Origin of the sequence: Cellulomonas biazotea, from assembly GCF_004306155.1 — a bacterium.
Lineage (GTDB): Bacteria > Actinomycetota > Actinomycetes > Actinomycetales > Cellulomonadaceae > Cellulomonas > Cellulomonas biazotea.
Genome location: NZ_BIMR01000139.1, coordinates 1 through 12,279 on the forward strand (window position 1 = coordinate 1; position 12,279 = coordinate 12,279).

The 12,279-nt window shown below is 75.3% G+C and carries 9 protein-coding genes and 1 pseudogene; 6 read left to right on the forward strand and 4 right to left on the reverse strand.

Going from position 1 to position 12,279, the window contains the following annotated elements:
• A pseudogene (locus CBZ_RS10185) lies at positions 1-236 on the forward strand (carbonic anhydrase); the annotation flags it as partial.
• A gap of 284 nt (positions 237-520) precedes the next feature.
• A complete protein-coding gene (locus CBZ_RS10190; RefSeq protein ID WP_130781451.1) occupies positions 521-796 on the forward strand; it encodes a glycosyltransferase family protein in 276 nt (91 codons plus the stop codon).
• A 10-nt stretch (positions 797-806) separates the two neighbouring features.
• Here the strand turns inward: CBZ_RS10190 and CBZ_RS10195 are convergent, their stop codons facing one another.
• The gene (locus CBZ_RS10195) at positions 807-1,136 is read right to left on the reverse strand and encodes a DUF2087 domain-containing protein (protein ID WP_130781452.1); all 330 of its coding nucleotides are present in this window, start codon (positions 1,134-1,136) and stop codon (positions 807-809) included.
• 53 nt (positions 1,137-1,189) lie between these two features.
• Here CBZ_RS10195 and CBZ_RS10200 point away from each other — a divergent pair, with 53 nt between their 5' ends.
• Complete coding sequence (locus tag CBZ_RS10200) at positions 1,190-2,617, forward strand: class II fumarate hydratase (protein WP_130781453.1); 1,428 nt, start codon at positions 1,190-1,192, stop codon at positions 2,615-2,617.
• A gap of 69 nt (positions 2,618-2,686) precedes the next feature.
• Here CBZ_RS10200 and CBZ_RS10205 read toward each other — a convergent pair whose 3' ends face one another.
• On the reverse strand, positions 2,687-4,786 hold the full coding sequence (locus CBZ_RS10205) for a methyl-accepting chemotaxis protein (protein WP_165446725.1): 2,100 nt from the start codon (positions 4,784-4,786) through the stop codon (positions 2,687-2,689).
• A 261-nt stretch (positions 4,787-5,047) separates the two neighbouring features.
• Between CBZ_RS10205 and CBZ_RS10210 the strand changes: the two genes are divergently transcribed.
• Positions 5,048-5,635, forward strand: a complete 588-nt coding sequence (locus CBZ_RS10210; protein ID WP_130781455.1) for a dihydrofolate reductase family protein — start codon at positions 5,048-5,050, stop codon at positions 5,633-5,635.
• Positions 5,636-5,705: 70 nt separating this feature from the next.
• Entirely contained in the window at positions 5,706-6,164 is a 459-nt protein-coding gene (locus CBZ_RS10215; protein WP_130781456.1) for a hypothetical protein, read from the forward strand.
• An 83-nt stretch (positions 6,165-6,247) separates the two neighbouring features.
• On the opposite strand, the gene CBZ_RS10220 is transcribed toward CBZ_RS10215, so the two are convergent.
• Together CBZ_RS10220 and CBZ_RS10225 are read right to left on the reverse strand one after the other, a co-directional pair.
• On the reverse strand, positions 6,248-7,897 hold the full coding sequence (locus CBZ_RS10220) for a DHA2 family efflux MFS transporter permease subunit (protein WP_130781457.1): 1,650 nt from the start codon (positions 7,895-7,897) through the stop codon (positions 6,248-6,250).
• Positions 7,898-7,994: 97 nt separating this feature from the next.
• Positions 7,995-8,618: a PadR family transcriptional regulator gene (locus tag CBZ_RS10225; protein ID WP_130781458.1), complete on the reverse strand. Its 624-nt coding sequence runs from the start codon at positions 8,616-8,618 to the stop codon at positions 7,995-7,997.
• A 221-nt stretch (positions 8,619-8,839) separates the two neighbouring features.
• Between CBZ_RS10225 and CBZ_RS10230 the strand changes: the two genes are divergently transcribed.
• The gene (locus tag CBZ_RS10230; RefSeq protein ID WP_130781459.1) at positions 8,840-12,172 is read left to right on the forward strand and encodes an FtsX-like permease family protein; all 3,333 of its coding nucleotides are present in this window, start codon (positions 8,840-8,842) and stop codon (positions 12,170-12,172) included.
• Positions 12,173-12,279 lie beyond the last annotated feature (107 nt).

Below are 12,279 nucleotides of genomic sequence, written 5' to 3' on the forward strand. Positions count from 1 at the left end.
TCGTCGACCGCGTGATCCCGAGCATCGTCAACCTCGCGAGCGAGGGCGGCATCGGCTCCGTCGACGCCGCGACGCTGGGCCACGAGCACGTGCGGCACACCGTCCAGATGCTCCAGGGCTACTCGGTGTCCCTCGCCGAGGCGATCGCCGACGGCCGCTGCGCGATCGTCGGCCTGGAGTACACGCTCGCCGACGGCCAGGTGCAGCTCACCGAGTCGGTCGGCGACATCGGCTGACCCCTGTCGGCAGCATCGGTGCGCCAAACCCGCCACCCGACGGCCCGACGCTCGCTAGTTTGTGCAGCGCCGTCGACCTGAGGAGAGACATGGCGCGTGCCGATGCCGCCCGGGCGAACAGACGACGACGCCGCGATCGCAGCAGTCGCTGCCTCGCCGCGATCGGCGTCCTGGGAGCCGGGGCGCTCCTCACCGCCTGCGGCGGAGACCCGTTGGCCGGGCAAGGAGGTCTGGGGCTGCGCGACCGGTGCGAGGCAGGTCTCCCGGAGCCCGCCGGGACTGTGATGCACGCGTGCAACGACGGCGAGGGACGAGGGACGTTCCTCGCCGACCTCGACGCCGGCCGGTACGACCTCGTCGCGTTGTGCGACGGCGCGGACGACGTCACCGTGGTGCTCGATCCCGTGGCCCCCCTCACCGACCCGGCGGTCGCCGACTGCGTGACCGGACCCGACCCCACGACCGTCGAGATCGGGACGCTCGACGAGGACGTCGTGACGGAGCTGAGCCTGACCCAGCACGGCGACGGCGACGTGGCGTTCTTCGTCGTCCGCCGCTGAGCCGCGGCGGTCAGAACCAGGCGTCCTCCGGGCCGGGCCGTGCGCCGGGCTCGTCGTCGTGACCCGTGGGCCGCTCGCGCCAGTACTCCGACCCGTCCCGCCGACGCCCCACGAGCCCCGCCTCGACGAGGTCGCGCCGCAGCCGCACCGGGTCGTCCGTGACCGCGGCGAGCCGCTCGGTCAGCGAGGTTTCGGCGGCCTTCTCACCCGGTGCGAGCAGGCGCGACGCGAGGTGCTCGAGGACGAGCGCCCGGTCGTCGAGCCGGCGCGGCGTGCGCACCAGGCGACCGTGCTCGAGGAACTTCTCGGCGGGGCAGACGTGGGCCAGGGAGGCGTCCATGTGGCCATCGTCACCTGTCCGGTGCCCCGGTGTCGTGCGGCAGGATGGAGCGCATGACCTCCGCACCTGTCACGGGCCCGACGACGTCGCCCGAGTTCCGGATCGAGCACGACACGATGGGGGAGGTCCGCGTCCCCGCGGACGCCCTGTACCGCGCGCAGACGCAGCGGGCCGTCGAGAACTTCCCGATCTCCGGCAGCACCCTCGAGCGCGGCCACATCGAGGCGCTCGCCCGCATCAAGAAGGCCGCCGCCCGCGCGAACGCCGAGCTCGGCGTGCTGCCGCAGGACGTCGCCGACGCGATCGTCGCCGCGGCCGACGAGGTCGCGTCCGGGGCACACGACGCGCACTTCCCCGTCGACGTCTACCAGACCGGCTCGGGCACGAGCTCGAACATGAACACCAACGAGGTGCTCGCGACCCTCGCGACCCGCGGGCTCGGCAAGGACGTCCACCCCAACGACCACGTGAACGCGTCGCAGTCGTCGAACGACGTCTTCCCGACGTCGGTGCACGTGGCCGCCACCGCGGGCGTCGTGCACGACCTCGTCCCCGCGCTCGAGCACCTCGCCGGCGCGCTGCAGGACAAGGCCGACGCGTGGGCGACCGTCGTGAAGTCGGGCCGCACGCACCTCATGGACGCGACGCCCGTCACGCTCGGCCAGGAGTTCGGCGGGTACGCCGCCGCCGTCCGGTACGGCGTCGAGCGCCTGCAGGCCGCGCTCCCCCGCGCCGCCGAGGTGCCGCTGGGCGGCACGGCCGTCGGCACGGGCATCAACACCCCGGCGGGCTTCCCGCAGCGCGTCATCGAGCTGCTGCGCGAGGACACCGGGCTGCCCGTCACCGAGGCGCGCGACCACTTCGAGGCGCAGTCGTCGCGCGACGGGCTCGTCGAGCTGTCCGGCGCGCTGCGGACCATCGCGGTCAGCCTGACGAAGATCTGCAACGACCTGCGCTGGATGGGCTCGGGCCCGAACACCGGCCTCGGCGAGATCGCGATCCCCGACCTGCAGCCCGGGTCGTCGATCATGCCCGGCAAGGTCAACCCGGTCGTGCCCGAGGCCGTGCTCATGGTCGCCGCGCGCGTCGTCGGGAACGACGCGACCGTCGCGTGGGCCGGCGCGTCCGGCTCGTTCGAGCTCAACGTGCAGATCCCCGTCATCGCGTCCGCCGTGCTGGAGTCGATCCGGCTGCTCGCGAACGCGAGCCGCGTCCTCGCCGACCGGACCGTCGTCGGGCTCGTCGCGAACGAGGAGCGCGCCCGCGCGTTCGCCGAGTCGTCGCCGTCGATCGTCACGCCGCTCAACCGCGTCATCGGGTACGAGGCCGCCGCGAAGATCGCCAAGCACGCCGTGAAGCAGGGCCTGACGATCCGGCAGGCCGTCGTCGACCTCGGCTACGTCGAGCGTGGCGAGGTCACCGAGGAGCAGCTCGACACGGCCCTCGACGTGCTGAGCATGACGCGGCCGCCGCAGGCGTGACGCGCGGCTGACGGCCCGGCCCCGGTCACACGGGCCGGGCCGTCCGCGCACCCTCCGCGGGGAGCGGGTTCAGACCTCGACGAGCCGGAAGCGCTCGACCTCGCCGCGCAGGTCGTCGGCGACGCGCGACAGGTCCGCGACCGCCCCCTGGACGTCGGTCGCCCCGGTCCGCGAGCGCGCCGCGTCGTCGGCGACCTGCACGATCGAGCCCGCGATGTCGCGCGTGCTCTCGGCCGCGTAGACGAGGTTCCGCTCGACGTCCGCGGTCGTCGCCGCCTGCTCCTCGATGACGGCCGCGATGGACGTCTGGTGCTCGTCGACGACCTCGATCGAGCGCGTGATGCGCGCGACGGCGGCCCGCACGTCGGCCGCGTCCTGGGCCACCGCCGCGAGGACGGGCTCGATGGTGCCCAGCGCCTGCGAGGTCTGCTGCGCGAGGTCCTTGACCTCACCCGCGACGACCGCGAACCCGCGGCCCGCCTCGCCCGCCCGGGCCGCCTCGATGGTCGCGTTGAGGGCGAGCAGGTTCGTCTGGCCCGCGATCGCGGACACCGTCGAGACGACGTCGTTGATCTGCGACGACGAGCGGGCGAGCCGGTCGGCGGCCTCGGCGGCCTCGGCCCCCAGCCCCACCGTGCCCCGGGTCTCGGTGTGCGCCGACCCGACGTCGTGCGCGACCGCGGTGATCGTGGCCTGCATCTCGGTCATCGCGGCCGTGATCGTCTGCACCTGGCTCGAGACGTCCGCGGCGGCGCCCGACGCGACCTCGGCGCGGCGGGAGGTGGCGCCTGCGGCCGTCGAGAGCGCGTCGCTCGACGCCCCGAGCAGCGACGCGGTGCCGCTGACCTGGTCGGCCCCCGACTGCATGCGCGCGACCGCCGTGCGCATCGCGTCGACCGCGTCCGCGACGGCGTGCCCCATCGCGCCGACCTCGTCCTCGCCGTCCGGCCGGACGTCGACCGACAGATCGCGCTCGGCGACCCGCTGCAGCGTCGTCGTGAGCCGCTCGACCCGACGCACGAGCCGGCCGGTGATGAGCGCGAAGCCCGTGACGGCGAGCACGGCGGCGAGCAGCCCGCACCCGAGCTGCACCGCGACGAGCTGGCGCGAGCCGGTCACGAGCCCGTCGGCGACCGCACCGATCTCCTCGTCCGACTGGTAGGCGACGACCGACCATCCCCACGCCGGCTGGTGCCGGACGACGGCCGTGCCGGGCGCGCCGTCGACCGAGACGGCGACCGTCGCACCCGACCCGTCGGCGCCGGCCCCGCCCGGGGTCGACGTGCCCGCCTCGACGAGCGCGGGAAGGTCGTCCGCCGCAAAGGGGGCACCGTCGCGCGGGACGACGACCGTGCCGTCCGCGGCGAGGACGACGACGCTGCCCGTGGCGCCGACGCGCACACCCTCGAGCGCCGTGACCAGCGGGGCGACGACCTCGGCCTGCGGGACGCCGACGAACAGGGCGCCGACGACCTCGCCGTCGACGGTCAGCGGCGCGTACGCCGTGACGTACGGCTGCCCGACGACGGTCGCGACGCCGCGGTACGTCTCGCCCCGCAGGACCGTCTCGACCACGGGCGTCGGGCTGCCGTCCGCGGCGACCGCCGGGATGAAGGTGCCGACCGCGCGCGCACCGTCGGCCGTCGGCACGGTCGTCGCGACGCGCAGCAGGTCGCCCGCCTCGCCCATGCGCTGGAACACCGTGACCGCGGCACCGCCGAGGGTCGCGGCGACGTCGTCGACGACGGGCGTCGGCACGGACGCGTCACGGTTCTGGCCGAGCCAGGTGCCGCCGACGGTGAGCTGCGGGAGGACCGCGTCGGTCGCGTCCCCGCTCACCTGGTTCGTCGCGGTCCACGTCACGGGCTCGCCGAAGCCGACCGGGCCGCGGGCGGCCACGAGCGCCGCCGCGACGGCGACCTGGTCGCCGAGCTGGTCGGAGACGGTCGCGACCTGGGTGTCGACGAGCGTGGTCGCCTGCGCGGCCGTCGCGGCGAGCGCGCCGGCCGTGAGGGTCTCGACCTCGGCCGCGGCCTGCGTCGTGAGCCGGTGGGTCTGGACCCCTGCGACCGCGGAGAGCACGGCGGCGGTGAGGGTGACCGACGCCGCGCCGGTCAGGAGCAGCTGCCAGCGCAGGCTGCGGCGGACTCGGGCGGGGACGACGGGCACGGCGGCTCCAGGGTCACGACGAGACGGGTTCGTCCGACCTCTCGGGAGCACGGAGGAGTTCGTGAGAGGTCGGGACGGGTGATCCCGCCGCGCCGTCCCGACTTCACCCGGGACGGTCGACGTCGACCAGGCCGTACTGCGCCCGACGAGTCCGGCGGTCCGGCCCGGTCGATCCTGGTGACGACCCGCCGGGCAGACGCTGCGCCCGGCCCCGACCACCGGGCGGACTCGACGCGGCCCGGCCCGAGCACAGGAGACCGCATGCGCACCGTCTACGCCTTCGTCATCGTGTCGATCGACGGGTTCCACGCCACGCCCGACGGCGGGACCGACTGGTTCGCGACCGACGACGAGTTCGAGGAGTACGCCGCCGCCCAGGGGGACGCGATCGACACGATCGTCATGGGCCGCCGGACCTTCGAGCTCATGGCCACCTACTGGCCCACACCGCAGGCGTACGCCGACGACCCGGCCGTCGCGGGGTTCATGAACGACCTGCCGAAGGTCGTGGCGTCGCGCACCACGACGCAGCACCCGTGGGGGCCGACGACGTTCGTCGCGGACGACGTCGTCGGGCACCTGCGGGCGCTGCGCGCGGCACCGGGCAAGGACGTCGCGATCTTCGGGTCGTCGTCGCTGGTGGCGTCGCTGCTGCCGACCGGCGTCGTCGACGAGCTGCGGGTCGTCGTGCAGCCCACGGTGCTGGGTGCGGGGCTGCGGTTCCTCGACGGCGCCGACGGGCGGACCGAGCTCGAACGGCTCGACGTGCGGGAGTTCCGCAACGGGAACACCCTGCTGACGCTGCGGCCGGTGCCCCGCGACCCCGTCGCGCCGGGCGGACCGGCGTAGGGCCGGACGGCCCTGGTCGGCCCGTCCGAGGCGCTCCTAGCGTGAGGAGGAGGCACGAGAGGGGACGACGATGCTCCGCAAGGCGATGCTCACGATCCCGGTCCTGCTGCTCGCGGCAGCGGGCGGGCTGGCGGCTCCGACGGCGAGCGCCGCGCCGCCCCCGGTCCCGCCGGCCGACGTGCGGGTCATGCCGATGGCGCACGTCGGCGACGACGGGGCGAGCCTCACGGTGCGCGTCCTTCTCGTGTGCCAGCCGGACGGCACGGACGGCATCCAGTGGGAGGGCTTCGTGAACGCCTCCCAGGGCGACACGTTCGCGTGGGCGGGCCTGCCGTTGCGGTGCGACGGGCGGCGCCACGTGGTGACCGTCGACCTGCCGGTGAGCGCGCCCGAGGGGACCGCGTCGTTCACGCGCGGCACCGCGGACGTGACCGTCGTGCTCATGGACGAGAACACGCTGACCACGTACGCCGACGACCAGCGCACCGTTCGGGTCCGCAGCGGCCTGTCCGGGATGCCGTGCCGCTGACGCGCGGGACGGGCGTCGGGACCTCCTGACCGCGCGGGGACCCGACCGCCGTCAGGCCTCCGCGCGGGCTCGCGCGGCCCTCGTCACGCCTCCGCGCGCACGGGCTCGGTCGGCGCGGCGGCGCCGTGCGGCGCGGGGCGGATCGCGCGCATCGCGAGGCTCGCGACGAGCCCGACGACCAGGACGGCCGCGGTGAGCAGGAGCGTCTGGGCGACGGCCGTCGAGAAGCCGCCGTGCACGGCCTGCGTCGCCGCGTCGGTGATCTGACGGGCCAGGTCGGCGGGGACGGAGTCGGGCAGCTGCGGCGCGGCACCGGCCCCGGACCCGCTCGTGAACTGCTCGGGGTCGACGTGCGCGAACCCGTCGAGGAACGCCTGGCGGGCGTCGTCGGGCAGGCGGGCGGCCTCGTCCTGCGCGGCGGCGGGGATGGCGACGGACAGCCGCGACGTGAGCATCGCGACGACGGCCGCGGAGCCGATGACGCCGCCGATCTGCCGGTTCGTGTTGAACGCGCCCGCCCCGGCGCCCGCGTTGCGGTGGTCGAGCCCGGCGGTCGCGGTCGCCGCGAGCGGCGAGAAGAGCAGGCCCGTCCCGAGGCCGAAGACCGTCATGGGCAGGACGAGCTGCCAGACCGGGACGTCGGGGCGGATGACCAGGGACAGCCACACGACGACGACCGTGAGGATCGCGAAGCCGGTCGCGACGATCCACTTGGCGGGCAGCCGGTCGGACAACCGGCCGGCGACGGGCGCGACGACGCCCGACAGCAGCGACCCGCCCAGGCCGACGAGGGCCGCGTGCAGGGGTGACAGGCCGAGGACGAGCTGCGCGAAGATCGTGAACGGGAAGAAGATCCCGGTCATCGCGAACGTCACGGCGAACCCGGCGACGTTCGAGAGCGAGAAGTTGCGCACGTGGAACAGGCCCAGCGGCATGAGCGCGTCGTCGCCGAGGTGCCGCTGCCAGACGACGAACGCGACGAGCACGAGGACGCCGAGCCCGACGATCTCCCAGATCGTCACGGGGCCGACGACCGTGCCCCAGTCGTAGGTCGCGCCCTCCTGCAGGCCGAACACGACGAGGAACATGCCGACGACCGACAGCACGACGCCGAGGCCGTCGAACGTGCGGGAGTGCGTGTCGAGCGCGGGCAGGGTGCGCAGCGCGAGCCAGAGCGCGACGACGCCGACCGGGACGTTGACGTAGAAGATCCACTCCCAGCCGACGGTCTCGACGAGCACGCCGCCGAGCACCGGGCCGGTGATGGTCGCGACGCCCGCGACGGCGCCCCAGACGCCCATCGCGGCACCGCGGCGGGCGGGCGGGAAGACGCGCGTGATCATCGACATGGTCTGCGGGGTCATGAGCGCGCCGCCGATGCCCTGCACCGCGCGGGCGGCGATGAGCATGCCGATCGACCCGGACAGGCCGCACCAGAGCGAGGCGAGCGTGAACACGACGAGGCCGACGACGAAGACCGGTCGCGGACCGAACCGGTCGCCGAGGCGTCCGGTGACGAGGAGCAGGACGGCGAAGGTCAGCAGGTAGGCGCTGTTCACCCAGCCGACGGCCGTGAAGCTCGCGTCGAGCTCGGTGACCAGCGTGGGCACGGCGATGTTCACGATCGTCGTGTCGAGCATGATCATGAAGAAGCCGAGGCACAGGGGCGGCAGGACGCTCCACGGGCTGCGCCCGTGCAGGTCGACGAGCGCGCGGGGCTGCTCGGTGGTCATGGGTCCTCCGGGGACGTCGAGGTGCGGGGAGCCGGGCGGGCCGCGGGTGCGGGTGCGGCGCCCGGTTGCGCTGTCAGGTGCGCTGTCAGGTGCGCTGTCAGGTACCGGCGGTGGCCGCGCGGCGGGCGTGCCGGGCGTGGACGAACGCGACCGGGAAGGGCTCGTCCCAGCCGAGGACGTCGTCGGCGATCTCGGTGAGCGTGCGGTCGAGCCACGCGACCTCGTGCCGCAGGTGCTCGATGTCGTGCTCGACGTCGAGCAGGTAGCGCCGGGGCAGCCCGTCGGCGCGGACCTGCTCGTAGGCGTGCTCCAGGTGGGCGAGCCGGGCGGACTCGTGCGCGCGGCGCCGGGTGAGCGCGGCGATCACGACGTCGCGCGGCAGGTCGACGGCCTCGGCGAGGCCGACGGGGAAGACGGGGTGGACCGGGTGGTCGTCCCCGAGGAAGCTCGCGAGCCGCCGCTCGTAGGCGACGCGGCCGTCGTCGGTGAGCCGGTAGGTGGTGCGCTCGGGCCGTCGTCCGGCGCGCTCGGTGCCGACGGCCTCGACGAGCCCGTCGCGCTCGAGCCGCTCGACGGCGTGGTAGACGGCGCCCGGGCTGACCTTGACGAGGCGGGCGTCCCCGCGCTCGACGAGGGTCTGGAAGACGTCGTAGGGGTGCCGCGGACGTTCGCGCAGCAGGCCGAGCACGAGGACGGCGACGGCGGACAGCTCGGTGGCCACGACCCTCCTCGCATTGCTCCGGTGAGACTATTCCGGACGGAATATACACGCCGGAGGTCGCTCCTGACAGCCGCGCGGCCGCCCGCAGTTGCGCAAGGTCACAGGTCGGTCTCGGCTTGCGGAATCGCTCCCACACCCCGCACGCCCGACCTACCATCGGGGCATCCCCGCGCCTCCGCCCCTGGTCGCGCACGCCGACGACGAGGTCTCCGGAGGGCTGCATGGGCTGGACGCTGCGCGTGCTGCGGCACCGCGCCGCCGCGCAGAGCACCCTGCTCGCCGCCGTGCTCGCGGTCGCGCTGGTCGGCGCGACGCTGCTCGGCACGTTCGCGCTGCTGCTGCACGTGAGCGAGACCCGGGCCGTCGGCGAGGCCCTCGGGAGGGCGTCCGCTGCCGGCACCGACCTCGACGTCGTCCTCACGCTCGACCACGGCGACGACCCCGCCGCCGCGCTCGCCGCGACCGACGGGTACTACGACGACCTGCTCGGCGGCATCGACTCGCAGCGCAGCGCGTGGCTCACGTCGAACCCCCTGCACGTCGGCACCGGGTCGCGCCTCGCGCTGCCGATGGCCTACCTCGCCGCCGGCCCCGCGATCCCCGAGCACGCCCGGCTCGTCGACGGCGCCTGGCCCGACGTCGCCGTCGACGCCGACGGACGCGTCCCCGTCGCCGTCCCCCTGCTCGCCGCCGACGCCCACGGCTGGCGCGTCGGCAGCGTCCTGCCGACCCTCGACGGCGTCACGTACCTCGACCAGGAGCTCGTCGTCGTGGGCGTCCACGAGCTCGAGGGCCCCGGCTCGGTCTGGCGTCGCGACCTGATCGAGGGCGCCCAGTACAACCCCAGCTGGCCGATCCCCGGCACGTTCGGGTTCCTGTCCGGACCGATCTTCGGCCCGTTCGTCGTCGTGCCCGAGGCACTCGTCGACGGGCCCGCGACCCTCGCCGGCGCGCGCGTCGTCGCCGAGCCCGACCTCGGCGCCGCGACCGGCAGCCAGATCGACGCGCTGCGGACCGCGCTCGTCGACGGCCAGACGCGGCTCGTCGGGGCCGTCGACGCCGAGGTCAGCACCGCCCGGCTCGCGACGTTCCTGCCCGCGACCGTCGACGAGGCCGTCGGCAACCTCGCGGTCACCCGGGTCAGCCTCGTCGTCGTCGGCCTCATGCTCGTCGTCCTCGCCGTGACCGTCCTGCTGCTCGCCGCACGGCTGCTCGCCGAGCGGCGCGCCTCCGAGCAGACGCTCATGGCGTCGCGCGGCGCGTCGAACGGGCAGCTCGTGCGGCTCGCCGCGCTCGAGGCCGCGGGCGTCGCCGTCGTCACCGCGCTGGTCGCGCCGTGGCTCGCGCGCCTCACCTACGACGCGGTCACCCGGATCCCCGTGCTCGACGCGGCCGGGCTGCACGTCGACCCGGGCACGCCGCCGACCCTCTGGGTGACGTGCGGGGTCGTCGCACTCCTGCTCGCGGGCGTCCTGCTGCAGCCGCTCCTGCGCCGCCGCGGCAGCGCCGTCGAGGCCGAGCAGCAGCTCGTCCGGCAGGACCGGCGCGGCGCGCTCGCCCGCTCGGGCGCCGACGTCGCGCTCCTCGTCCTCGCCGGGGTCGGCGTCTGGCAGCTCCAGGGCTACCGCTCCCCCGTGCTCACCGAGCCCGGCGGCGGCGCGCGCATCGACCCCGTGCTCGTCACCGCCCCCGCGCTGCTGCTGCTCGCCGGTGCCGTCCTCGGCCTGCGGGTGCTGCCCCTGGTCGCCCGGCTCGGCGAGCGCCTCGCGACCCGCAGCCGCTCGCTCGTCGCACCGCTCGGCGCGTGGGAGGTCGGGCGGCGCCCCGGCCGCGCGTCCGGCGCCGTCCTGCTGCTCACGATCGCCGTCGCCGTCGCGTCCTTCTCGCAGTCGTTCCTCGGCACCTGGCGCATCTCGCAGCAGGACCAGTCCGACCTCGCCGTCGGCGCCGACCTGCGCATCGACCGGCTGCCGAGCTCGCCGCTCGAGCAGAGCCGCGACGTCGCCGCGCTCGCCGGGCCGACCGTCGTGAGCCCCGTGACCGAGCGCCAGGTGTCGGTCGGCGGGTCCCTGCGGTCGCGCGACGACAGCCGCCAGCCCGCCGCGACGCTCGTCGCGGTCGACACGCGCTCCGGCGGCGACCTGCTGCGCGGGCGCAGCGCCGCTGGCTGGGACGCCGTCACCGAGCCGCTGCGGCCGCGGTCCGCGGTCGAGGGCATCCCCCTGCCCGGCACGGTCGACGCGCTGCTGGTCGACGTCGCCACCGCGGCGACGCCGTCGCACCCCGGCGAGGTCGTGCTCACGCTCGTCGTCGAGGACTCCCAGGGCGTGCGGTTCCCGCTCGAGCCGACGCGCGTCCTGCCGCTCGGCGACGCCGCCGACGACGTGCGCGTCGACCTCCCCGCCGCCGCCGACGGGCTCTCGCTGGTCGCGGTCGTCGGGCGCATCCTGCCCGCCGAGCCCGAGGAGGAGGAGCAGGACGACCGGGGCACCCGCAGCGGTCTCGAGCGGCAGTCCACGGTCACGGTCGACCTCACCGACGTGCGCCTCGTCGCCCCGGGCGCCGACGACGACACCGACGGCGTCATGAGCCCGGTCGACGTCGCCGACGCGACGTGGGACTCCGTCACCCGCGGCGACCTCGCGACCGGCGCCGCGATCCCGATGTCGGTGCTGCCGGTCCAGGGCGGCGTCCGCATCGGCGGCACGGTCAACCACTTCTCGATCGACAACGGCCTCGCGGAGTTCGCGACGACGACGTTCGTCCGCCCCGAGCTCGTGCCCGCCGTCGTGTCCGACACGCTCGCGAACCAGATGCGCGTCGGCGTCGGCGACACCCTCGCGGTCGACGTCGGCAGCGGTCACCTGTTCGGCGCGCAGGTCACCGAGGTCCTGCCGTTCCTGCCCGGGCACCCGCGCGGCTCGGTCCTGCTGGTCGACCACGACCTGCTCACCCGCGCGACCCTCGGCGCGGCGTCCGCGGACCCGATGCTCGACGAGTGGTGGGCGCAGGTCCCCGACGACGGCGCCGCGCAGGTCGCCGCCGCCGTCCTGCAGGCCGACCTCGGCGAGCCGACCAGCCGGGTCGCGGTCCGCGACGCAGCCACGGACGGACCGCTGCGGATCGGCGTCCAGGCGGCGCTCTGGATCGTCACCGTCGCGGCCCTCGCGCTCGCGTTCGCCGGCTTCGCGATGAGCGCGACCGTGTCCGTCCGGACGCGACGGCTCGAGCTCGCGCGGCTGCAGGCGCTCGGCGCGTCCCGCGGCGGGATCGTCCGCTCGGTCCTCGTCGAGCACGCGATCATCGGGGTGCTCGGGGTCGCGGCCGGTCTGGCGATCGGCGGCCTGCTCGCGAGCGTCCTCGGGCCCCTGCTCACCGTCTCCGCGGTCGGCCTGCGCCCCGTGCCGCGCGCGCTCGTCCAGTGGACCTGGCCGGAGCAGCTCGCGCTCGTCGCGGCCCTGACCGGCCTCGTCGCGCTCGCCGTCGCCGTCACGACCAACGCGCTCCTGCGGCGCGCGTCCGGCGCGCTCCTTCGGCTGGGGGACGAACGATGACGACCACCGCCCCGCGCCCTACGCCCGCGGCACCGCCCGGCCGCCGGGGCCGCCGCGCGCCCGCGACCAACGGGTGGCGGGCCGCGACCGCCATGGCCCCGCTCGTC